Source organism: Sphingobacterium sp. CZ-2, from assembly GCF_004526235.1.
Classification (GTDB): domain Bacteria; phylum Bacteroidota; class Bacteroidia; order Sphingobacteriales; family Sphingobacteriaceae; genus Sphingobacterium; species Sphingobacterium tenebrionis.
Map to the genome: position 1 here is coordinate 896,229 of NZ_CP038159.1, position 21,943 is coordinate 918,171.

Sequence of the window (21,943 nt, forward strand, 5' to 3'; positions counted from 1 at the left end):
TTTGCACATGAAAAAAATCAGTCTTTACCTTTTCTTCTGCCTGCTACCCTACCTAAGCTGGTCACAAGAATTTACCGATCTGGCAACAAACATCCAATCAAGTTTTAGAGGTTTGGACAGCTATAAAAACCAAGCTATCTGGGTAAGTGGCAGCAACGGACAAGTTGGAAGATACTTAATTGCCAGTAAAACCTGGCAATGGACTCAGATAAAAGGCTATGAAAAATTCGATTTTCGTGATATTGTGGCTTTCAGTGCCAAAGAAGCGGTCATGGTTAGCGCTGGAAGTCCTGCTGTCATCCTAAGGACAACGGATGCTGGTAAAAATTGGAAGGAAGTTTACCGTAATGATGACCCTGCCATCTTCTTGGATGACATGGAATTCACGGGTAAGCATGGATATATATTGGGAGATCCTATTGGAGGGCAATTCCAATTATTGGAAAGCAAGAATAAAGGCAAGACCTGGAAGGATGTAACGGATGAAATACCATTGATTGCCGAAGAAGGCGAAGCAGCATTCGCGGCAAGTGGTTCATCGATGCAGATGTTGAACGATTGGTTATATATCGGCACAGGCGGGAAAGTTGCCAGTTTGATGAAACGAAACCTCAAACAGAATCGGTTGGATGTACAGGATGCACCGATCTGGTCTGGGGAAAGTGGAACCGGAATATTTTCCATTGCCTTTCTCAACCAACGGGTTGGTGTGGTAGTCGGCGGAAATTATATGGACGATAAGAACAACAGCAATAACATCCTTTTGACCAAAAACGGAGGATTATCCTGGGAAAAACCCATTACACCTGTTTTCGGTTATCGATCTTGCGTGAAATATATTGATGAAAACACGTTAATAGCAACCGGTACTTCCGGGACGGACCTATCCCTTGATGGCGGAATGAACTGGAAGAAGATTTCTGATGCCAGTTTCAATGTCATTGAAGTAAGTAAGGATGGTCAGATTTATTTGGCAGGAAGTAATGGAAACGTCGTGAAAGTAGATCTTATTCCTTGATCAGCTCGATATTGGGATGTTCGGAAATGATTTCTTCAATGATTTCAAAATAGGTTTGGCCATTACCATTTTTTAGATCATCAATTTTCTGTTGGATGGCAGCGGAATCAAAAGATTCGGGATCCTCCAATTTCTTTTTATAGAAATCAAGGGTAAAATCATAGCCAAGGTCTTTTTTGTTCGATTCGAAGTTCTTCCAGATCAAAAGCACTTCTTCCTTTTCCTTGATTGCTCCAAACCCACCATACAGCAGGTCATCAAAAGCATCCAAGCTTTCTGCCAATAGCCAGCTCTCATTCTCCATGAATTTTCTATTGATTTCTGCGTAAAAACTGGTTTTATCGTGGATCAAGGCTCCTTCTATGACAATTTCCTTCTTCATTCCTATCATTTTCCCCAAAAATAAGGATAATATTTAATGATCAGCAGCAATCAGTTTACGGATCAACACGATCTGTCCCAAATGGTAATAGCCATGTTCTATAACGCCTTCTATGTTACGCCAATAGTTTCCAAACCTTTCTTCAAAGAATGTTTCTTCTAATTTACTTTCGTCAAAGCGCTCAATGGTTTGGGCAAATTTCTCCGCATTATCCAAAAATACATGGACTAATATCTGCCATTCTCGGTCCTCAACGATCTCCGGAACATCGAAACTAAACTTATCTTGAATCGTAAATTGCCCATCTTCCAATCCTTCCAAAATTCCCTGCAGGTAATAATTGATGTGATATACGATGGCAGCAATGGTGTTTAAATCAGCAATCTGGGTACTTGCTATTTGCCAATTGATCTGCTGTAATTGATCCTGATAATTTGTATTTGCAATCCAAGTTCCTGAAAGATATACTTCCCGAAACCTGGAAGCCATAAATTCGCATTTTTCCATGATTTCTTTTTTTTATAGGGTCCCTTGCGCTCAATGCCTAACTCCTATCCCTGCTATATTTTGCCTGAGCGATGTATCCGATTTCGACCTTCGCTTCTACACATTTGAATTTAAGGAGCTTATCCAGGCTTCCAAATAAGGAAGTCCCGCCACCAAGCAGGTAAGGAATGGTGGTGATGATCATATCATCAATCAGATCTTCTTTAAGAAATTGTTGGATCACGACCCCTCCATCTATATATAAACGAAGGTATCCTTGATCATGTACAGTTTTCAAAACATCCTGAATCTCCCCTTTAAGCAAATTCACTTTTCCTTGATATGCAGGAGGAATACTTTCCATGCTATTGCTCAAGACAAATACAGGCTTAGGATAAGGCCAATCCCCACCGAATCCACAAACTACCTCAAAGGTGTTTCTACCCATGAGTATGGCGTCGATTTCGGCTATGAAATCCTGGTAGCCCATATCGTGTTGTTCCGGATTTGGGATGGACAATAACCAATCAATCTTATCGTGGCGATCTGCAATATACCCATCCAAGCTGGTCGCAATAAATACCGAATTCCTTTTATCCATAAATGTTGTTATTCTTCTCCGTTAATTGTTGTTCTCCGTGATTGTAGTTCTCCGTTGATTGTAGTTCTTGTCATCCATTGAATGTAATGATTGAACCTCTGAACTGCTTATTTGTTCTCTCCAAAGGTCAACAAATTCATATCAGGGTCTAGGATAGAAAATTCTTTCATCCCCCAGGGTTTTAATGATAAAGGTCCATTTGGATGAATGGGAACACCATTAGCCTTAAATTCTTCGTATAGCTTTTCTATTTCGTTGGTCCGAATATAGATCATCCCATAATTATCTGTTATGGAAAGATCTTGGAATTCAAAAAAATGGACCTCAATATTATCCCTATAAAGCATTAGGTAATCTGGATACTCATCTCCAAACTGTTGGAATTTAAGTTTATCTAGATAGAAAACTTTGGTAATTTTCAGATTTCTTGATGGAAGCTTGGGGTGAACGGTTGATAACATAACTAAATGAATTGAATTACTGGTTTAGAGACCAAATTAATGCTTTCTCCTTGGTGGCACGGAATATGGTTTGATGTTGTTGTTGAGGTTCGTCTGAATATTTCCAATTCAACGTAGCGGGCGAATTGTTCTTCAGGCTATCTGCAAGTTGTTTCGTGTATTGGTTAATATCTTCGGCATCAGAACCTGCAAACCAAAGGACTTTTTTATTTGCTGGTATTTTTTGAAGGTGTTCTCCAGCTGTCCTCACTAAATAGTGGTCGTTCCACCATATGGAAGGATCAAAAGCGATATAATAATCAAATAATTCCGGTTCTAAGAAGAAGGATTCCATCACGAAATAACCGGATAAGGACTCCCCTAATATTCCTTTTATCGGATTGGTTCTATAATGTTTATTGATCTCAGGGATCAGTTCATCCTTGATAAAGGCACGGAACTTTTCAGATCCACCTATTACCGGAGCAACTTTTTTGTCTTCCTCTACATTTGTGATACCGGTAAGATCCCGCCTTCTCTGGGTGTTTTCTATCCCTACCAAAATAAATGCAGGAATCTGTTTGGTTTTGATCAAGGTATCAAACGTATGGGTGATATGCGGAAAATCCTCCATCAATCCCCCATCAGCCATATACATTACTGGAAGTGAATCCGTTATTTCATCATAATTCTCAGGTTTCCAGATATTGATTCTTCTCGATTCGTTCAATATTTTTGATTCGATCCGAAGGGAGTCATGGGAAGGAATCGGATCAGCATTTTGCTTATTAGATTTACAACTCGAAGTCCAAAGTAAGAGGAATAATAAGAGGTAATTCAATGATTTTATCATGTAATTTTCAATTATTTTTAGATTATAAATATAGCTGAAAATTAATTCCCATTACTTAATTGAGAAGTTTTACTTTCGTTTATTTCTTTGGTGGTATTATTTAACCGGATCTCTACACTATTATTTGGAGCTTGTAGCAGTTTGGTTGGTTCTAAAAATTAATGTGATTTCTTTTTTTTAATAGTTTTTAGTGATGATTAAAATGAAAACAGGTTTTTAGAACTATTGTTGTGTTAAATAATTATGAAATTAAACGAGATTATGAGAGTATTATCCATTTTGATTATCTTGTTTGTAACCGAGTTTATAATTGCTTAAAGAATTTGATTAAAGGTGCAGTATGCGGATAAAATTTTATGAGCCGATCAATGAAAGGATAAAACCTTATATAGAGGGTTATTACGTTCGGCAAAAAGATGATATAGAACCAGATCATTATTTGACGTTTCCAAACAATTACAACATCCTAACTTTAATGAAAAATTCAGGATTTTCTAAAAGTGATCAAGAAATCTCTATTTTTAAAAAATCAGATCAGCATAGTTTAAGTGTTACCTATGATTATGTTCAACCGATGCGGATTCGGTATTTAGATCCAGTTGAAGAAATAACCATATACTTTAAACCATTTGGATTGAACCAATTTTTACCAGAGATATCTTCAATATATAATAATAGTGGAATATGTGTCTTTGAAAACGATCATTATTTATATAAAGACCTGTTGAAATTAATGGATGAAATTGAGGACCAGTATTTTATTCCTGAAATAGAAAGCTACCTGGTATCTAAATTAGTCCCTCAAAGTGATTTATTGATTGAACAATTATTGGATTTATTATCTCAAGATTTATCAATTTCTCAGATTGCAGAAGAGGTAGGATTTAGCCGTCAATATATCAGTAGATACTTCAAAAACATGATCGGCAAGACACCTAATTCATTTCGCAAAATTCAACGATTTAGGAATGCCATACAGCCAATAAAAACTACATCAAGTTTAACTGATTTAGGAAATCAGGTTGGTTTCTTTGATCAATCACATTTTATCAAAGATTTCAAAAGCATTACCTCCATAACACCCAAGGATTTCTTCAAAAAAGTATTTTTAGATGAAAAAAATATCTGGTTGCATATTTAGGTTTCCATTTTTACAATTTCCATAATTTCCCATTCATTAGTTTTGTTTCCATATTTAAGAACAAATAAGTAAAAGAATGAGATCGGGTATTTTCAATTTATTAATTATTGTTTCCCTTTTTACAAGTATTAACTGTCAAGCTCAAACTTCGACATTAGACACATTTATTTCTGTTTTAGAAGAAAATTCGATTTATGGAAAGGAAGTGAATTGGAGTAAATTAAAAAAAGAATTAATGCATGCAGAGCAATTTGCTTCCTTGGATTCCACCACGCGGATTATATCATCGATCCAATTTATATATCAAAAATTAAACGATCGCCATGGATCATTCTTTTATAACGGTAAAACGTACAAAGGGCAATTCAACGATCATTTTTCAAAAGCTGATTCTACAATTCTATCCTATGCGCTTGATGAAAAATATGCTATTCGAACCACTATTTTAGCAGATCGGTATGCTTATATCTGTATCCCATCACCAAGCATTCCTACATCGGTTTTTGACAACGAATTGGAAGCTGTAAAAATATTATCCGCCATGGGGAAACAACTTCAGAATATATACCTTGAAGTATTGAACGAAAATATTGAAGGTGTAATCATTGATTTTCGATTAAGCCTCGGGGGGGCTTACCCTATCCTAATTTCGAGTTTGGCTCCAGTCTTGGGTGATGGAATTATTTTTCAGATGCAGGGTTTAGATGCGCTAAATACCTCTACAGTTAAATTGACCAAAGGCAATCTGTATGAGGACGATAGATTGATAGCTCAAACAGATTATAATGGATCGAAGATAGGTTCAAAAGTCGCTATTCTTCTTGGACCTTTGACCAGTAGTGCAGCTGAGCAATCGGCAATAGCTTTTAAAGGGCGCAAAAATGTTAAATATATTGGCGAAAATTCTGCAGGATATCTTTCTATGACAAGTTTATTTAACTTTTCAAATGGTAATTATTTTACCTATTCCAGTAAGTTGTTAAGAGCAAATGATCAAAAAGTTTATAAAACCTTTTTAAAGCCTGACATTGAAGTTATTGGCGGAGATAATTTTGAAGATTTATACGCGGATAAAAAAGTTATCCGAGCTTTAGAATGGTTTAAAAATTCAAAATAAGCGTTATTTATCGATTCCTATTAATTTATTATTTTAATCTATTTTAATTTTCAACTGAATTTTATCTTATGAAATCCATTTTATTGTCTATTTTTTTCATCGCGATTTCTACATTTTCATATGCACAACATCGTGTTTTGGATAGTTTAGCTAAAACACATTATCAAAAATTCATTTACGAAAATGGCAATTTTAAAGGTGATTATTTAGACTCTCTTATCAACAAAATATCGAAACATCAATATGTTTTAATAGGGGAACAACACCACAGTAATGAAATACCTGCGTTTGTTCAATATTTAATAAAAAAGGTTGATTATGATAATTATATAATGGAAGGTAACCAATCAACTACCGACCTATTGAGGGCAACATATAATCATTCTGTCAAAGAATATAAAAACCTATTAAATAGATTCCAAGATCGTTTCGGATTTTATACTTTTTCGCAAGATCGATCAATATTGGAGTATTTTTTCTCCAAGCAAAAAGAGGTTATTGAACTAGACCAAGTATTTGCAAGTAGCGATGCTCCATTACTGGATTTTCTTTATAAGTCCACAAGGAATGAAAAGGCAAAATTAATTTATCGTCAATTATTTGAAAAGGCTGAACAACAATGGAAGGTTTATTCCAAAAATCCTAATGTTCAACCTCCATTTAAAGATGAACATCTTCCATTACTTTGTGCTGCCTCATTTAAGGATGATATTCAATTATTGCAATCTCTTGATTTGTCAGAACAAGAACAACTGATTATTGAGGATCTTGCAAAAAGTAATGACATTTACCGAACTGCTTTTTCTGGAGAAGGGTATAAATCTCATGAAATGAGAATAGGATTAATGAAGAATAACTTATTGGATAATCTCAACAAAATTAAAGGTCATAAAAACTTATTTAAATTTGGAGCAAACCATGTCACTAAACATAAGAGTTTACTTCAGGACACACCAGATGTGGGAAATTTGGTCCTTAATATTGCAGACTCCGATAATGAAAAATCATTACATATTGCTTTAATGGAAAAAAAAGGATCTGTTGCTGGTTTATTTGGAGAAGCAATTGAAACAAATGGGCTCCCCTACCTAAAGGCTTTCACAGATATTGAAACAGCTAAAAATGAGTGGTTGATATTTGATCTTAATGATTTAAATAAGAAGCTTTCCACCAAAGATTTTCAAGCAGATCATTCTTTAAAGAATTTTATGGAGGGTTATGATTATCTTATTATTATTCCTGAGGTAACCCCTCAAATAAAAGGGAATTAATTCTAATTAAGATAAATATAACCCGTAATCTGATTTAAATGATGTGCCAAATGGGAATTATAATCAGCTGCTAAAAAAGCTAAAGTTTGGTCGTTTGCTCTCCTTTGAAAATCTTCATCAGTGAGATTCGTCCAAAGATGTACTAATTGTTTATTTAATGCACTCCATAAATCGATCAGCTGTTGTGTTGGAGCTACTTGGTAATGGTTGTATTTACACCACTTATCTTGATCATAAAATATAATCGGATTAACCTCAAATTGTGCCAAAAGAAAACGTCTATGATTGTTTGATGCACTATCGATAAGATGGCCTAAAATTTCTTTTTTACTCCATTTTTCTGGTGATTCCTTATGGGTGTAGGTTTGCTCATCGATCAATTTCAAATGAGAGGTTGATAAATCAATAATTTGGGATAATTCTTAGATAGTAGTTGGAATCATATAAAATTGTTTTATTAAAAGTAATTTATTATTGTATACTTAACTAGAGAAATTATTTCTCTAATTCATTTACGATCACCTTTGCAATTTCCTTGGAACTGAAAGGGTTTTGACCAGTGATCAGATTACCATCTACCACTACATTGGAAGTCATGGGTATAAAAGCCTTTTCAAACTTCACTCCTCTTTCTTTAATAGCAGCTTCAAGATTAAAAGGAACTTCTTTTTTCCTCCCAGCGATACTTTCTTCAAACCAATCAAATCCTGTTAGGCTCTTTCCAGAAATTAAATATGTACCATTTGATAATTTAACGTTTAATAATCCACCAACGCCGTGGCATATCGCTGCTACCATTTCACCTTTCTCATATTGTTTTCTGATGATAGATTGCAAAACATCATTATCTGGAAAATCATACATGGTTGCATGCCCTCCGGCTAAATAAACACAGTCGAAAAAATCATTTTCTACTTCAGTAAGGCTTTTGGATTGATGGAGTTCTTCCAAAAAACCGGGTGAAGAATAATATTCTTTCGTGATTTTATCCATTACAAAAGGTTTCAGACTTTCCGGATCAATGGGTACTTTTCCACCTTTAGGACTTGCAATAGTAACCTCCCACCCTTTTTGTTTTGCAGCATGATAGATGTGTGTCAGTTCGCTTAACCATAAACCTGTTGCTAATCCGCTTTCATAATGAGTTACATTTGTAACCACCAATAATAAATTCTTCATATTAAGAGTTATATTTAATAAGAAAACTTAATATTTAGAAATATGTTTTGGTTCTTATTCGTCCATTATAGACCATGCCGGTTTAAATATTCATTTCCCAATGGGGAAATCTCATAACCTACAGGTTGACTAATGGTCAATCCTAAATTTTTCAGTTTCCGGATATTAAGCTTGAGCCATTCCTTTTCAAAACCAGTCAATTTTGCTATACCTATGGCGTGTAAATTGGGGTTTTCTTTTATGGCTAAAAGAATCTTGTTAGTCCAAAATCCTTGTTTACTAAGACGATCTAATTTATCCACTTTATTCTTCAGCTCATTGAATTGATCTTCGGATAGTTCTGTTTGTTCCCTTAATTTAATTCTGGGATCTGCTGAATGATAACTGACGGTTATTTTATAAATATTTCCTCTGTTGTTAGGACCAAATGATTTTAATAACTGGAGCGTCTCATGATAACCCGCCATTACAGCATCTTGATCGGTTATATCAATTTCGTTGACAACTTGAATATCGTCGATTTTGATTAAACCTACTGTCGTATGCACAAGGCTTCCAATTTTAACGGAAGCCTTATGCCACTTACGAAATGCCAATGTGATTTCTCCTGATTTAATACTTTTCAGGTGTATCTCCTTAAATAGCATATTAATTTTTTTATAAGATTAAGCTTCTAATGCAAACAAAGCAATCTTATTCCCTTCATTATCCAATACATGTGCAATGAAACCTGATTTTATCTGCTTGGAATCCATCACTATTTTACCATGGTTTTCTTTTACTCTTTCAAGTGTCGGACTTAATTTTTCACCCGCATTAAAATACAAAATAACTGTTTGATTAGGCTCAGCATTTTGATTTTCTACCAATGCGCCAGAAACATTATCTCCATCGAAAGGAAAAGTTAGCGATTTAAATCCATCAAATTCCATGGGGGTTAATGAAATTTCTAATACATTTTCATAAATTTTTTTGGTTCTGTTAAGGTCATTCACAGGCAATTCAAACCAATTAATTACGTTGTTCATCTTTTTTATTTTTAGTGATACAACAAAAATATGGGGATTGATGACCTTAAAATTGGATAAAACCGACAGGCACTAAACTATCCATTCTGGATAATTTTCTACCTGTTCTATGGTCTGATGAAGGTATTGTTTTGGATTCATTCCTGTAAAAGCCTTAAACTCCCTTATAAAATGAGATTGATCAAAATAATCATTTTGATAGGCAACATCTGTTAATGTTTTGAAATTGTTTTTACGGAAAGCTTCTAGACCCGACTGAAAACGAACAATTCTTGAATAGGCCTTAGGAGATAGTCCTACATATTGCTTTATCAATCTTTCTAAAGATCTTTCGGAAATTTTCATTTCAGATTGAATGTCTTTTAACGCTTTGCCTTGCTGCAAAAGAATAGTAGCAAAATCTGCCCTTTTAAGACTTTGTTCTTCCTGTTGGATTCGTTTTAGAAAAAAAAGGGAAATAATTTCAATTTTCTCTGTAATTGAGGAAGCATGTATAATTTGTTCAAGTATGGGTTCTTTCGTAAGACAGTCTAGTGCAATATGCTGATTAGTCAGTTCCAAAGCATCTATTTTAAAAATGGCATTAAGTGCAGTTGGTTGTAGATATGCGCCAAAAATTCTAAAATTTCCTACTGCTTGTTGTTCACCTGGACAGGTTGTTTGCCCATATAGAAACATCTGCGGCAAAAGTTTGTATTCTTTGTTCAGAAATAGATCAGGCTCTTCTTGAACTATTAATCCTGAGAGGCCATCAGGGATTATTTTAAATGTTTTATCGGCAGTACCTTCTAAAACCCAAAAATATCGGATATAGTTCTGCAATGGCTTAATAGGAAGGATTTTTTGATAAAACATTATAATTTTTAGAACTCGTCTTTATTAATTATAAATATAATCCAAATCTCTGAGATGCCAAGTAAATAAATAGGTGGCCAACTCCAACTACCATTTTTTCTCCAGTCACTACATACTTAATTTCAACCTTAACAATGGGTAGTTTCTTCCTTGATCATCCTGATCTGTTCTTTCAAATATTTCAAATCCAAATTTTTGATAAAATTTCAGTGCTTTTACGTTCTGTTCATTTACATCTACTTTATCGGCATTTAATTCATTAACTGCGAAATTCAATAATTTCTGGCCATGCCCTTTTCCAAAATATTCTGGTGCTATAAAGAGCATTTCCACTTTTTTATCTGCTACGCCGATAAAACCAGCTACTTCATTTCCATCTACTAAACAAAAAACCTGTAAATCATTGAAATTAATTGTACGGACGAGCTCCTTAATTTCTTCAAAATCACTTGGAGTTAGGAAATCGTGTGTTGCAAGAACGGATTTCTCCCAAACTGCCAAAACTTGTGGTCGATAGGTATCAGAATATTTAGTTATTTTAAAGCTTTGGGTCTTCATCATGATAATAAATTCTTCGAATGTTGTTTAAAATTAAATAAAATAAACACGATGTCTTAACCCTTCAATAGAGAATTTGAAAAATTAATTTTCGCCAATAATTGGGTCGATGTAAAGTCCTGAAGATGATGCAAGTTATCTTAACGGAAATTATCCATATTCTGGACCTGCATTCTATGCTATGCCTTCAAAATATGTTTGAAATGGGGTTAGAATCGTGCTTAAAGTAGGTTTAAAGCAGGCTTAAAGTATTTAGAAAGTATGCAAAGCATAGATTTTAGTTACTTTTAATATACTTTCAGTATGCTTTTACAGCGAAGCGAACCAAAACAATAGGAGTCTTTAATGCAATCTGTATTTGGAAAGAAAAAGCTCCTTCATCAATATTTGAATTAACAGTTTAATATATTGTTCTAGATTCCATATGTCTCTCAACAACTTTCCATCTAGATTAAAATTTTATTTGGATTCATGCGCCAAGTATTAAGCATAATATTTACACCTTAAACCGATTGGATCAAAATCATCATCGGCAAATTCAAAATTGGAGAGGTTGTTCAATATGAGTTCTTCATCGTGTGTATAGGGATAACGCTGTTGATGGAGAGAAAGCATGATAGAAAGGTTGTATTTCTGTAGTAATTCATGCAAATCCCAGAAATCTATCTTGCGACCTATTCGCTGTACTACATCAATTTTCATGGCAATGATTTCTTAGGTAGTAGCCATTCTGATTATATCTCTACAGACAAACGATGTCCTAATTGAAGACTTAATGCTGTACCGCCAACCAAACGAAAGGATTCAAACACAGAGGACTCCATTAGCGTAATCAATGTATATTTTAAAAGATCATTGATGGTATTATAGTACATCATGATTAGTCAGTTGTTTTATTGAAACTGTATATAGTATATGGATTTCTGATATTGGATTCCTGTAAAGCTTGATTTACTTTTTCAGTACCATAAAAGCGAATAATCTCGTTTTTGTCATTTTCGTTTCCACGCTCAAAAACGCGTTGAATAACAGCTTTGTATTGTCGTTTCCAATCAATCTGTTGAATATCTGTATCCCAAAACAATCCTTTACTCAGGATATGTAGATTAGGAGTCCTTTTGATTTCTTTTTCTTTGATTTTTTTGATATCATAATAGGCTTGCAATATCACTAAAGTACCTTCTTCCAATCCAAGTTCTCTTTCAATCTTCAATGCTAATGCAGTGCTAATTCCTCTTTTACCTTTAGTAATAGCGTTAAATGTTTGGGGATGTTCTTCTAAAGACAAAGCAAAAGGACGTTGTTTGATAGAACGTTTTTTTAATTCTCTATCAAGTACAATCCCTGGATGGATCCCTTGGTACTTCTCAAATTGCCTATTCATAATAGAAATATAAACATTTTTGCTTACATAAAATTGGCATAAGAAAACATTGGAAGATTATTGCTTTGATGGAAAGGCTATAAATAAACAAAGCCCAACTATCGTCGGGCTTTGTTGCTTCAGCGGGCTAACCTAGATTACAATCGAACACTTAATACCCTTTTTGACGTTTTTGGATACTATAGAAAGGAGCTAATTTTCTATTTTCATCATGTTCAATAAATCATTAGACTCTTCAATTATCCATTGATTGAACTCTATTAACTTTTTCATAATATCCGATTGGTTAGCAGTCAATAGATACTCTATATTTCTATCCTTGATGTTCTCCCATTTACTATTATGTTCTGTTTCCACTATATCTTTTGGAGTACCATTTGGTGTAAGAAGTTGAATATTTGGTATTTTTTCTTTTACCAAAGGATAAATGATGAACAAACCATCATAGTCCCAGTCACAGGAATAATAAATAGGTAGTCCTCTTGTGTCAGAAAAATCCAATTTATTTACATTCTTACCTCCAGCATACCATAATTCTATGTTATTAGCCCGAGCCAATGTAGGACGCTTTAAAAAATCAATATTTTCACAAAGTACGATGCAAGTGGTATCTTTACATTCGAGTACATATTTATATTGTAGATCCTTATCATCAGCTAATTCATCAATATCCAAAAGTAATTTAACAGCATTGATCAAAGCCTCTTTGCCTAATAGATACTTCTCATTCTTGAAAAACATAAGAGATACAATTCTGACGGTTGCTTCATTTTTTATAATCTGTTCCCGCAATGGCTCTAAGTTTCCATTGTCCATATCCTCTTTTATCCCTATTAGGATCTGAATATCAGATTCTTCAAATCGAAGCTGAGGTTTTAATAATACATTACTTAATAAAAAAGCTTCATAGCGATTAAATTTCTCCAAATATTCTTTTTCATACAGCTCTGCAAAACCCTCTAAAACGAAAAGTTTATCGTGCGTTCTGTCAAGTATTCGGAGAGAATTAATAAGGTAATTGATTTCACCACTTTTCGCTAGAGTATCATTTAGCTTTACCTCGCCATTTATATATAGATTATTTAATGCTCTTAACTCAATCCAGTTCATTTTCTATTCTGTTTATATAGATATTCAAATCTTCGTTGTTGTCTTTTGTTTTAAAATAGGAAACTGAAGGGCAATAGTTGATATTATCATCCTCTTTTCCTTTAATCAAATGATGGGCATACCATTCATCAGACAATCCGATATTGAATGTATGAGGAGCCATTGTTATTATCTGATATTGGAATTCTTCTGCTATAGCAGGAAAGGTATTAAAATTGGTATTATCCAAACTTCCTAATTCTTCCAAAATAATAAACCTTAAACCATTACGTTTTTCTTTTTGTACGGCAGACAGCCTTGCGATCCCTAATAATGCGATTGCTGAATAAGTTTCTCCTGTACTTCCGGGAACTTCTGTTCCAAACTGATCCGTGAGCTTAGCTGAAAGTTCAAAGTAAGTTTTGGGGTTTAGTAATTTATCAATCGGAACATTGTTTTTGATTTTTGCTTGTTTCCTAAAAAAATCTTCTATGAAATCTACTATAGATTGTCCAAACTGTAATTCTCCTTTTGTCGCTGTATTCCTAACCTCGTAAGCTATCTGCTTGATATAATCAATCTTTATTTCTTTATTCCCATCAAATTCAAGTTTGAAATTAAACTTATTACTAATCTTTCGATCAACAAAGAATGCGTTTATTCTTTTTACCTGGTCATCATATTTTTCATATCGTTCAGTAGTTTTACTAAATATCTTAATCATATTATCCCTGATACCATTGGCTATGGTTGTTCGGGTTTGATTAGCTTCGTCTAAAGCAGTAGTGATATCATCAGTAGATTTGATTTTGTTGCCCAATAATGCATCTTCCAAAACCCTGAATGAAAAATCCTGGTCTTTAATCGTTAATTGTACGGCCGGATTCTTCTCATCACTCGTTTCTTCAAATGAATTCGAAATACCAATAAATGCTGTTTTATATTCTTCCCATAGCCCATTATAGGTTTGCTCCAATTCCTCAGTATTTCTAGGTGTTAAAGGAAAGTCTGTTATGTTCTCTTGGAAATGTTGGTAATAAGTATTTTTGAGCGTAGTGAATGCTGTTTGCTTCTTAGTCAGATTACTAATAATCATCAGCAAGTCTTGCCTATCATCTTTTATTTTACTTTCCAGCGATTTGAACTTGGTTTGTATAGCTCCTTTTTCTTCATAAAACTTATCTTTCTTATCGCTCCATTCTTTACGAAACTTCAACAACTCCTTTTTTACGATTTCCGGCTCATCATATTCAACCTTAAACTTATTTTTAATTTGCAATAGTTCTTCTTCTTCTCTTTTCTTTTGTGATTGCAATTGAGAGGTCTTTTCATCAATCTGAAAAATGCAGGCTACAGCATTTTTTAATTTTTCAATATTGCTAAAAACAGCAATAGAGACATCAAAGAAATAGTCAAATAGACTTACATCGTAAGGCTTTCCATCTACAATGTTCTCCAATGCTTCCAGTTTGGTATTTATGGAGCTGTTTTCGGTGTTCAATTTTTGAATTAACTGTTGTACAGATTGTTCCAGGTTTGTTCTGTTTCCCAATAGCGTTGCATCTGGATTAAATTGTATAAATTGGTTTAATGCCCCCAGTTTTAACCAAAAACCTTCTTTAGATGGGATTGTATTAAAATTATTAATCAACTCATCAGGATTGATATATTGAAATGAATTGTTCGGATTAGAAATCTCAGAAATAGGTTTGGTCGCGTAATACAAAACCGTTTGTAACTGTTCATTATCTAACGAGGGTAGATTCTTAATATACCAGTGTAAAAGTCCATTTTCATCATTGTCCTGCAATAATGCTAATAGATTTTCTTTGGTTGACTTATCATTTTTTAAGGATAATTTTAATTCATCCAAAATCTCCGATTGTTCTTTTCGGGTTTGGATGACTTTTTGAAGTGTTTTGTACTTTTCCAGATAAGGTTTTGCAAAAGTGATTTCTTTTTTAATACCCTCATTGTTTCTACTTAAAATATCAATTCTTTGTATCTCATTCTTCCAGCTATCATCTACTTCAGGAAGAATAAACATTTTAAGTTCATCGACTTCTTTACCCAACTTTTCTATGCTGTTAGATAAGTCTTGATAACGGTTGAACATATTAAAATTTTCATCCGATTCCTCGTAACTCTTTTTTATTATTGCTTCTTCTACTGGAAGATTTTCGATAGCCGTTTTTAGTTCAGTAAATTCAGTTTCTTGGGTCGTTATCTGTGTTTTTCCTTCCAATTCTCTATCCTGCAATTGTTTTAATTCTATATGGACGTTTTGTAATTCCGCTTCTTTAAGTGATTTGAATTTTGCTTTATGGGATTGCTCCAACTCCCGTAAGTTTGTTAATCTTTTTTGCTTGTTAGATAGATTTTGAATGTCTTTATTCAGACTTTCATATTCTCTCAATATCTTTTCCAGCTCGGATTGCTCTTTTTGAAAGTTGGCAAGAATATCTTCATCGGATTCTTCAAAGAGAAATTCTTTTAAGTTTTTGGAAGCCTGATTGCCACTTAAATTTAGTGTCTTGGCTTTTGAAAATGACTGTATGACCTTAGCAAAGGCTTTTAGATTTTTATCCTGGCTGAGATTTAGAGGGAGTATGTTTTTATCGAAAAGGAATTTATAGTAGGTATTGACACTTTCATTATTACTAAAGAAGTTAAGCCGAAGTCCTTGCTTTTCGTAAAGAAATGTTGCCAAATCCTGTATGTCCACTATTTCTTTCTCTCCAGCTTCCTTTTCCTTTAATAAATCTTTGGCGAAAATAAGCTCTTCTTTTTCAAGAGCCAGTTCATTTATTTTCAGGCTTATATCTGCTTGTTTTGTAATTACAAAAGGAATGATACGTTTTCCCTTCTGGTTATTTATCTGTATTCCGATGGTAATAAATTTACCAGTATTTACCTCAATATTCAAGAAACAGTAGGCACATTTTGTTTTATAGGGAAGGGTATTGATTTGTCGTTCTTCTTTCTTTACCCCATCAGTACCGAATTTGATATGGTCTTTATCATAGACAAAAATCATTTGGAGTAAATCAGCAATAATGGATTTTCCGACACCGTTTGCACCAACAAAATCTGTTCTTGTTGGATGAAAGAGGTAGTCGTGTATATAGTGTTTCAGAATACCGACGGTAGATAGGGAGAAAATTCTTGGATAACTCATAGCACTTCATCATTTTTAAGTTGTTGGCTAAATGACTCAAAATTCTGAAGCTCCTCCTGATACAATTTGGTTAAACGGTGAATAGCAGGTCTTATTTCAAAGACTAATTCTTCATTCCTCCCTGATTGCTTTTCTACCCAGCCTAATTTATCAAAGCTGTCTATCGTTTTGCCAAATTTGTTTTCTACTGTATTCCATTCTTTTTCATCATAAGAATCCCTTATGTCATTGAATAAAATCCTTTTGTATGCTTCTTGATGGTCACTCTCCAGTATTTGTGTTTTTATGTCGTTCCAGCGAATAATCTTTTCCTCGTCAAAATACTTTTGGTAATACATATCCAAAAGTGTCAAACCAATAAGTGTTTGTAATTCAGAAAGCTCTTTATTACGGTTTGTACCGCTTAATTTTCCTTTTCCGTTTTCTGTGAAATCAAGATAATAATATCTACTGCTATCAGAGATGTCAGTAACAAGATTAAGCCTGTATAAGTTACTGTAAAAATTTCTCCACTGTGATTCATAGCTTTCCAGTACAGTATACTCTGCGTAAAACTTGTGGTCAATATGCTTGCCAGACAACAACAGAATATTGATGTCAGCAAAATGCTTTTCAACACTCTCCTCTGTGAGAAAAGAATAATCGCTTATTTCATAATTTTCGTTTTCCATAGGGATATTTTTTGTTGTGACAAGGAAATGATTTTTTGTTCTACATCAATAAATACATCGTTATTCTCTGAAGAATAAGCTGTTAAACGAGATGCTACCTGATAAGCAATAGACAAATCTTTTTCTTCATCAACGATACTATTCATAAGTTCATCTATATGCAATTGCCTTTTGCTTTCCAGAATATCTTTGGCTTTATCAACCCATTGATTGATAATTTGCTGACGGTTAATTTCTTTTGCTATTTTATGCTTTTCATTACGTTCATAGGTTTCATCAACCTCCACATTTACAATGATGTTAGGTTTTGGAAGTTCAAACTCGTAATATCTTGGGTACAAGATTCGGACAGGTTCATATACCACTTGCTTTAGCGGAAAATTGTTACTAAACTTGATACCATCAGCAGTGTATTGAGAACTTTCTAAAACTGTTCGATGTAGCTTTTTTATTAGTAATCTAAAAAATGCTCGTGTTGAAAATTGCTCCTGCAACTCCGTCAATTTTTCACTTGCGTGATTAATTTGTCTACGGATAATGTAAACTTTACGGTCTACCGAATTGAAAAACTCTCTGATATCTGTATATATTTCCTGTGCTTTTTCCCAATCACTTTTACTTTTTTGTACATTGTCTCTATCAAATTTCCCATCGTCTTCCATTTTTCTGTAAAAATGATCCACAACATTTAGTAAATTACCAAGAAATTGGTCTTTGGAAATAATAGCTTCCGTAATATCTTCTGCTCTTTCTCCGAACTTTCTAAAAACAACAGTAAACTCTCGTACTAAAGAAGTTGCACTTTGTTCATCTTCTTTTCGGAGAATATCATTTAATTCTTTATATGCCTCACGCAATTCATCTTCCAACGCCTCTAAATGATCCGTGATGATTTTCTTTGAGCCTTGTATAAATATTCTCCCAAATTTTCGCTCAAACTTTTCAATGATCTTGATCTCACCATGTCGTATGGTAAATGAATCCTGAACACTTTTTTTGAGTGGATGATTTTTGTATGGATTTTCTAGTTTGCTTACCATTAAATCTACTACATTTTTAGCGTAGTCTGTCAGATAATATTTCCACGGCTCATCGGGATGACTTCGCAGGAAGTAATGGAAAAGATTGTCTTTAATGTTATTCCAAGGACGAACGGAATCAAGATTAAACTCCGTTTTTATATCCGTTAGGATTTCATTGATCTCTTTTTGTGTGAAGTATTCTTCAATTTCACGGTTTTTGATTTTTTCATAAAGAGCAATAACCAAATAACCTCCGTCGAAAGCCGAAGGAAGTAGGAGATTGTATTTGGTGTATAGTTGTTTCTCTTTCAAAATATTAATCACTATTCTTTTTTACAAAACAGAATTATTATTTATTCTTTTAAGTACATCTTGTAGTTTAAAATCGGGAGGAAGAGGCTTAAAAGATTTGTCATCTTTAGTACTGATATATAATTGGCGTTGGAATTCCCTTAGTTTTCCCAAATCAATTTTCCCGACCAAGATGGTATCATTTTCTCCTCCCTTTAGTTTCAAAATATCTTTGATTTCAGTTCTAGAAGGCTGTGTAATCCTAGAATCGCCAAATTGGCTGGTATTTACTTGAGCAAAATAGACATGAAGATCTCTTGAGATAGATTCTACAATGTTGGAGAAATAATTGGTATCTCGATTGTATTCAGAAGCAATCAGCAAATCAACTTTTCCCTTAAAAAGACTCCTATGCTTTACATCCGCCAGTTCAAAACAATAATATGGACTAAAGTAAATACCTTTCCAGATAAAAAGATCATATATGTATTGAGTCGGTTTAGGAACTTTAAAATGATTGGTATGAATCATTAACTTTTCACCATGAGTATAATGATTTTTCAATCGGTATACAACCACTGCATCTTTAATGCCATCCTTTACAAATGGAAGAATAGTTACAATGAAATTAAAAGAAACATTGTCTATCGTTACATGCTCCAAACCTGTTATCACCAGTTTCTGTTCATTGGCAGCATACCAAGTAATACGATCCAGTAATTCTATGGGAACAAAACACTCAGGGAATAAAAGAATATCTGCCTTTTCTTCTTTAGTTTGCTCGAAAATTTTATACAAAGTATCAAATCTTTTTCCCTCAAGATTTGGAATATTTCTTAACCCTTGAACCATATTAGATTCAGAAACTTTAGTATTTGCAATAGCTATTGTGGGCGAACTAATACACTCACTATCATTAACACTAATTTGTTGTTTTAGGACAAACGATGATTTGTTTTTCCCTTTGAATGGTCGTACTTTTCTTTGAAACAGTTTCTTTTTGTATTCTTCTTTATCTTCTACTTCATAACTTGACCAATGATATTTATTGGCTCGTAGATAATAATCATAAGCTTTATCTAAATAAATGGACGAGTGGTCTTTATCTTCAATTAACTCATTTATGTTTACAACTGTTTCTTGTTCCGTTGTTGTCTGTCCATTTTTAAAGGAACTTAAATTCTCGTAGAATACGGCAAGACAGCATTCCCAAAACTTTAATGCTCTCGGAGAGTGTTTTATTTTATTATCATTTATTCTGTACATCAGAAAGGGATTTTTAGGTTAGTATAATTTTGATAGTCTCTTTTTCTGACAGTTGTATAGGACAAAAGCGGCTGTGATACGTAGTGATGTCTTATTAGATTGGATTGTCTGTATCTTGTAATGAAATAAGACTCTTCATCTATCGGACTATATTTGGCTTGGTAAAAAGACAAATCATTCTTTAAGGCATTGAAAGAGAACTGATATGTCCTTTTCACTCTTTGAACTTCTGATAAAAATTGGGGGTGAAGTGATAATGCCAATTCATTAGCATTGTCCAGATGTTCTAATACATTGGCTTGATAGTTGTCATTTGAGATAGTCAATAGACTACCTTTGCAGTGTATTCTCTTAATTGCTTCACAACAATTTAAATAAAATTGAACATAAGCTTCAGGTCTCTTATTTACTAGCAGAAACACAAAAACCCGTTCCCATAATGTATAAAGATTAAGCGTATTTTCACCTTGAAAGAATTTGACTATTTTGCTTGCTTCATCTTCTGAAATTTTGTCGGCTCTGCGAAGTGAATTAAATATTCTTTTTGAGAGAAAAACAGATAAGCCAAATTTATCTTCTTTATAGTCTTTAAGCGTTCGGACTTTACCTTCAGTACCATCATATAGTAAGTGATATGCACTTTCTTCAAAATCTTCCATATTCTCTTCATCATTATAGTTTCTAAATTCGCTTGACTTTTCTTCAAGATCTCGTTTCAGCTTGTCTATTACCAAAGACGATTCATCCTTATCAAAATAGTAAAGTAATGTTTTGTCACTTTGACAATATAACCTGGGGAAACTATTTAGCTTGAACACCTTTTCCGTTTCTTTTTTAGAGTTATCTATGCCCAATATTGCGGGCTTATCAATCACCGAAATAATAGGGTGGAAATTCAATAAAACAAATTGCTCTATATCGGATAGATTGTTTTTAAAATCAGTTGTTGTAAGAACTTCGTCTTCTCCAAACAATAGTTGCTCTTTATTATCGTATCTCGGCTTTTCATTATTTACCCAATCTCGATATTGCTCAAAGTTGAAATTTAGTTTTGGGATTGAATCGTCTTCATATTTTTCTGGTAAAATCGGATTTGCTATTACCATTAGTATATCATCTACATATCTGCCATAATACAGAGGTCTTGCATGTTTCAATACTCTGCTATCAAAATCTTTCAGGTAATGATTAGCAAGGATGAAAGAAGATAGAAGCCCTATCGGTAATATATAGTGGGTTAATTCTTTTCGTTCGTTGGATACTTCATGAACAAAATCATAAGGTGTATTATGCTTCGATAGTTTTTGAGTGAAAATTTTATGTGTTTCCTCAAACACAAGATAGAGATTGCTTATTGATTGAAACATATTCTTTCTTCTACCATTAGCATATGGTGATTGTATAGTCTTTGGTTCTAATCTTACAGAATAGAAAAAATCCTTTATGTCCAAGTTGAGAATCAACACATCTTTATTACTATCTAAATGTTCACGTGCAACCTTTACTGATTCATCTCTCCATTTTTGATATTGTTTTGGATAGGGTTTAAATAATCCGGATCCCTGAACTACCTTGTCCTCTTCTTTATTAAGAATTAATCTGTTACCAAAACAATTATCAAATAATGTCCTATCAAGCGTTACTCCTTTCTTTAATATCCACAAAACAGAGATTAGGTGAATTTCTATTGGCGCATCTATGAATACTGTTGACCTTTCAATATTATACTCACTGTTAGTGCGTTTATTTGTAATAATTTGAGATGCTGATCTAGTGCCGATAATTTTTTTTGGAAGAAACTTTGTTTTTATTCGACCTAAAAAACGTTCAAAGAATTTGGGATTCTCATGAAAGGTATTCAGTGCCACTGTAAATATTCTTAGCTTCTTTTCATACAAAGCCATATCTTCATTATCCTCAATTTCAACATCGTATTCTTTTGCAAAGCCATTATACTCTCCTATGACTACAAACAAGTCTTCACTATCGGCAAGATTGGTTTCAAAAATTGCCAATTGCTTCCGCATAAATAAATTAGTTGAATCATAGTAGATGTATGTTTTTAACTTGATGTATGCTTCTAACACCTCTTCGTAAGTGTATTCCATGTTCT

At 33.5% G+C, this 21,943-nt stretch carries 24 protein-coding genes; 4 read left to right on the forward strand and 20 right to left on the reverse strand.

Translation table 11 applies throughout. From position 1 onward, the window contains the following. The first annotated feature begins 7 nt into the window (after nt 1–7). Nucleotides 8–1,018 (forward strand): WD40/YVTN/BNR-like repeat-containing protein, encoded by a 1,011-nt coding sequence (locus E3D81_RS04035; RefSeq protein ID WP_134776502.1) that lies wholly within the window; start codon nt 8–10, stop codon nt 1,016–1,018. Here the strand turns inward: E3D81_RS04035 and E3D81_RS04040 are convergent. The 5 genes from E3D81_RS04040 to E3D81_RS04060 all read right to left on the reverse strand — a co-directional run bounded on the left by E3D81_RS04040 (nt 1,008) and on the right by E3D81_RS04060 (nt 3,780). Further along, the gene (locus tag E3D81_RS04040) at nt 1,008–1,400 is read right to left on the reverse strand and encodes a barstar family protein (RefSeq protein ID WP_134776503.1); all 393 of its coding nucleotides are present in this window, start codon (nt 1,398–1,400) and stop codon (nt 1,008–1,010) included. The two genes, E3D81_RS04035 and E3D81_RS04040, sit on opposite strands and share 11 nt — an antisense overlap. A 33-nt stretch (nt 1,401–1,433) precedes the next feature. Then, entirely contained in the window at nt 1,434–1,907 is a 474-nt protein-coding gene (locus tag E3D81_RS04045) for a DinB family protein (RefSeq protein WP_134776504.1), read from the reverse strand. 37 nt (nt 1,908–1,944) lie between these two features. Beyond that, nucleotides 1,945–2,487, reverse strand: coding sequence for a dihydrofolate reductase family protein (locus E3D81_RS04050; RefSeq protein ID WP_134776505.1), 543 nt, complete (start codon nt 2,485–2,487; stop codon nt 1,945–1,947). Nucleotides 2,488–2,594: 107 nt separating this feature from the next. Continuing rightward, nucleotides 2,595–2,948: a bleomycin resistance protein gene (locus tag E3D81_RS04055; RefSeq protein ID WP_134776506.1), complete on the reverse strand. Its 354-nt coding sequence runs from the start codon at nt 2,946–2,948 to the stop codon at nt 2,595–2,597. Between the two features lie 16 nt (nt 2,949–2,964). Then, nucleotides 2,965–3,780, reverse strand: a complete 816-nt coding sequence (locus E3D81_RS04060) for an alpha/beta hydrolase (protein ID WP_167554225.1) — start codon at nt 3,778–3,780, stop codon at nt 2,965–2,967. Between the two features lie 475 nt (nt 3,781–4,255). Between E3D81_RS04060 and E3D81_RS04065 the strand changes: the two genes are divergently transcribed. The 3 genes from E3D81_RS04065 (at nt 4,256) to E3D81_RS04075 (ending at nt 7,309) form a co-directional block, all read left to right on the forward strand. Further along, complete coding sequence (locus E3D81_RS04065; RefSeq protein ID WP_167554226.1) at nt 4,256–4,921, forward strand: helix-turn-helix domain-containing protein; 666 nt, start codon at nt 4,256–4,258, stop codon at nt 4,919–4,921. Nucleotides 4,922–4,997: 76 nt separating this feature from the next. Beyond that, nucleotides 4,998–6,038, forward strand: a complete 1,041-nt coding sequence (locus tag E3D81_RS04070) for a S41 family peptidase (protein WP_134776508.1) — start codon at nt 4,998–5,000, stop codon at nt 6,036–6,038. Nucleotides 6,039–6,106: 68 nt separating this feature from the next. Beyond that, nucleotides 6,107–7,309: a hypothetical protein gene (locus E3D81_RS04075; RefSeq protein ID WP_134776509.1), complete on the forward strand. Its 1,203-nt coding sequence runs from the start codon at nt 6,107–6,109 to the stop codon at nt 7,307–7,309. Between the two features lie 2 nt (nt 7,310–7,311). Here the strand turns inward: E3D81_RS04075 and E3D81_RS04080 are convergent, their stop codons facing one another. The 15 genes from E3D81_RS04080 to E3D81_RS04145 all read right to left on the reverse strand — a co-directional run bounded on the left by E3D81_RS04080 (nt 7,312) and on the right by E3D81_RS04145 (nt 21,938). Further along, nucleotides 7,312–7,719, reverse strand: coding sequence for a DinB family protein (locus E3D81_RS04080; RefSeq protein ID WP_134776510.1), 408 nt, complete (start codon nt 7,717–7,719; stop codon nt 7,312–7,314). A gap of 85 nt (nt 7,720–7,804) precedes the next feature. Then, nucleotides 7,805–8,488 carry a type 1 glutamine amidotransferase domain-containing protein gene (locus E3D81_RS04085; protein WP_134776511.1) on the reverse strand — a complete coding sequence of 228 codons (684 nt, stop codon included), beginning with the start codon at nt 8,486–8,488 and terminating at the stop codon, nt 7,805–7,807. A gap of 65 nt (nt 8,489–8,553) precedes the next feature. Next, on the reverse strand, nt 8,554–9,135 hold the full coding sequence (locus tag E3D81_RS04090; RefSeq protein ID WP_134776512.1) for a hypothetical protein: 582 nt from the start codon (nt 9,133–9,135) through the stop codon (nt 8,554–8,556). Between the two features lie 18 nt (nt 9,136–9,153). Next, nucleotides 9,154–9,516 (reverse strand): VOC family protein, encoded by a 363-nt coding sequence (locus tag E3D81_RS04095; RefSeq protein WP_134776513.1) that lies wholly within the window; start codon nt 9,514–9,516, stop codon nt 9,154–9,156. 72 nt (nt 9,517–9,588) lie between these two features. Then, the gene (locus tag E3D81_RS04100) at nt 9,589–10,371 is read right to left on the reverse strand and encodes a helix-turn-helix domain-containing protein (protein ID WP_134776514.1); all 783 of its coding nucleotides are present in this window, start codon (nt 10,369–10,371) and stop codon (nt 9,589–9,591) included. 108 nt (nt 10,372–10,479) lie between these two features. Continuing rightward, the gene (locus E3D81_RS04105) at nt 10,480–10,932 is read right to left on the reverse strand and encodes a GNAT family N-acetyltransferase (RefSeq protein WP_209023101.1); all 453 of its coding nucleotides are present in this window, start codon (nt 10,930–10,932) and stop codon (nt 10,480–10,482) included. 480 nt (nt 10,933–11,412) lie between these two features. Beyond that, nucleotides 11,413–11,631 carry a hypothetical protein gene (locus tag E3D81_RS17455; RefSeq protein WP_245153280.1) on the reverse strand — a complete coding sequence of 73 codons (219 nt, stop codon included), beginning with the start codon at nt 11,629–11,631 and terminating at the stop codon, nt 11,413–11,415. A gap of 32 nt (nt 11,632–11,663) precedes the next feature. Beyond that, nucleotides 11,664–11,807: a nucleotidyl transferase AbiEii/AbiGii toxin family protein gene (locus tag E3D81_RS17460; RefSeq protein WP_245153281.1), complete on the reverse strand. Its 144-nt coding sequence runs from the start codon at nt 11,805–11,807 to the stop codon at nt 11,664–11,666. A gap of 2 nt (nt 11,808–11,809) precedes the next feature. Next, a complete protein-coding gene (locus E3D81_RS04115; RefSeq protein ID WP_134776515.1) occupies nt 11,810–12,313 on the reverse strand; it encodes a transcriptional regulator in 504 nt (167 codons plus the stop codon). 192 nt (nt 12,314–12,505) lie between these two features. After that, entirely contained in the window at nt 12,506–13,423 is a 918-nt protein-coding gene (locus E3D81_RS04120) for a hypothetical protein (protein ID WP_134776516.1), read from the reverse strand. Beyond that, a complete protein-coding gene (locus E3D81_RS04125) occupies nt 13,410–16,580 on the reverse strand; it encodes a hypothetical protein (protein ID WP_134776517.1) in 3,171 nt (1,056 codons plus the stop codon). The genes E3D81_RS04120 and E3D81_RS04125 overlap by 14 nt, the downstream gene beginning before the upstream one ends. Continuing rightward, nucleotides 16,577–17,251, reverse strand: a complete 675-nt coding sequence (locus E3D81_RS04130; RefSeq protein ID WP_134776518.1) for a condensin complex protein MksE — start codon at nt 17,249–17,251, stop codon at nt 16,577–16,579. The genes E3D81_RS04125 and E3D81_RS04130 overlap by 4 nt, the downstream gene beginning before the upstream one ends. Continuing rightward, nucleotides 17,227–18,585, reverse strand: coding sequence for a hypothetical protein (locus E3D81_RS04135; protein ID WP_134776519.1), 1,359 nt, complete (start codon nt 18,583–18,585; stop codon nt 17,227–17,229). The genes E3D81_RS04130 and E3D81_RS04135 overlap by 25 nt, the downstream gene beginning before the upstream one ends. A 21-nt stretch (nt 18,586–18,606) precedes the next feature. Next, on the reverse strand, nt 18,607–19,830 hold the full coding sequence (locus tag E3D81_RS04140; protein WP_134776520.1) for a hypothetical protein: 1,224 nt from the start codon (nt 19,828–19,830) through the stop codon (nt 18,607–18,609). Then, nucleotides 19,830–21,938, reverse strand: a complete 2,109-nt coding sequence (locus E3D81_RS04145; RefSeq protein ID WP_134776521.1) for a reverse transcriptase domain-containing protein — start codon at nt 21,936–21,938, stop codon at nt 19,830–19,832. Before E3D81_RS04145 ends, E3D81_RS04140 begins: the two co-directional genes overlap by 1 nt. Between the last annotated feature and the right edge of the window lie 5 nt (nt 21,939–21,943).

Bases quoted from the DNA above. Each gene is read 5' to 3' on its own strand.
- E3D81_RS04145 (WP_134776521.1), bottom strand. From the start codon at position 21,938: ATGGAATACACTTACGAAGAGGTGTTAGAAGCATACATCAAGTTAAAA.
- E3D81_RS04040 (WP_134776503.1), bottom strand. From the start codon at position 1,400: ATGAAGAAGGAAATTGTCATAGAAGGAGCCTTGATCCACGATAAAACC.
- E3D81_RS04115 (WP_134776515.1), bottom strand. From the start codon at position 12,313: ATGAATAGGCAATTTGAGAAGTACCAAGGGATCCATCCAGGGATTGTA.
- E3D81_RS04070 (WP_134776508.1), top strand. From the start codon at position 4,998: ATGAGATCGGGTATTTTCAATTTATTAATTATTGTTTCCCTTTTTACA.
- E3D81_RS04130 (WP_134776518.1), bottom strand. From the start codon at position 17,251: ATGGAAAACGAAAATTATGAAATAAGCGATTATTCTTTTCTCACAGAG.
- E3D81_RS04100 (WP_134776514.1), bottom strand. From the start codon at position 10,371: ATGTTTTATCAAAAAATCCTTCCTATTAAGCCATTGCAGAACTATATC.
- E3D81_RS04105 (WP_209023101.1), bottom strand. From the start codon at position 10,932: ATGATGAAGACCCAAAGCTTTAAAATAACTAAATATTCTGATACCTAT.
- E3D81_RS04125 (WP_134776517.1), bottom strand. From the start codon at position 16,580: ATGAGTTATCCAAGAATTTTCTCCCTATCTACCGTCGGTATTCTGAAA.
- E3D81_RS04035 (WP_134776502.1), top strand. From the start codon at position 8: ATGAAAAAAATCAGTCTTTACCTTTTCTTCTGCCTGCTACCCTACCTA.
- E3D81_RS04090 (WP_134776512.1), bottom strand. From the start codon at position 9,135: ATGCTATTTAAGGAGATACACCTGAAAAGTATTAAATCAGGAGAAATC.
- E3D81_RS04085 (WP_134776511.1), bottom strand. From the start codon at position 8,488: ATGAAGAATTTATTATTGGTGGTTACAAATGTAACTCATTATGAAAGC.
- E3D81_RS04075 (WP_134776509.1), top strand. From the start codon at position 6,107: ATGAAATCCATTTTATTGTCTATTTTTTTCATCGCGATTTCTACATTT.
- E3D81_RS04045 (WP_134776504.1), bottom strand. From the start codon at position 1,907: ATGGAAAAATGCGAATTTATGGCTTCCAGGTTTCGGGAAGTATATCTT.
- E3D81_RS04095 (WP_134776513.1), bottom strand. From the start codon at position 9,516: ATGAACAACGTAATTAATTGGTTTGAATTGCCTGTGAATGACCTTAAC.
- E3D81_RS04060 (WP_167554225.1), bottom strand. From the start codon at position 3,780: ATGATAAAATCATTGAATTACCTCTTATTATTCCTCTTACTTTGGACT.
- E3D81_RS04055 (WP_134776506.1), bottom strand. From the start codon at position 2,948: ATGTTATCAACCGTTCACCCCAAGCTTCCATCAAGAAATCTGAAAATT.
- E3D81_RS04140 (WP_134776520.1), bottom strand. From the start codon at position 19,830: ATGTACAGAATAAATGATAATAAAATAAAACACTCTCCGAGAGCATTA.
- E3D81_RS04065 (WP_167554226.1), top strand. From the start codon at position 4,256: ATGAAAAATTCAGGATTTTCTAAAAGTGATCAAGAAATCTCTATTTTT.
- E3D81_RS04120 (WP_134776516.1), bottom strand. From the start codon at position 13,423: ATGAACTGGATTGAGTTAAGAGCATTAAATAATCTATATATAAATGGC.
- E3D81_RS17455 (WP_245153280.1), bottom strand. From the start codon at position 11,631: ATGAAAATTGATGTAGTACAGCGAATAGGTCGCAAGATAGATTTCTGG.
- E3D81_RS04050 (WP_134776505.1), bottom strand. From the start codon at position 2,487: ATGGATAAAAGGAATTCGGTATTTATTGCGACCAGCTTGGATGGGTAT.
- E3D81_RS17460 (WP_245153281.1), bottom strand. From the start codon at position 11,807: ATGATGTACTATAATACCATCAATGATCTTTTAAAATATACATTGATT.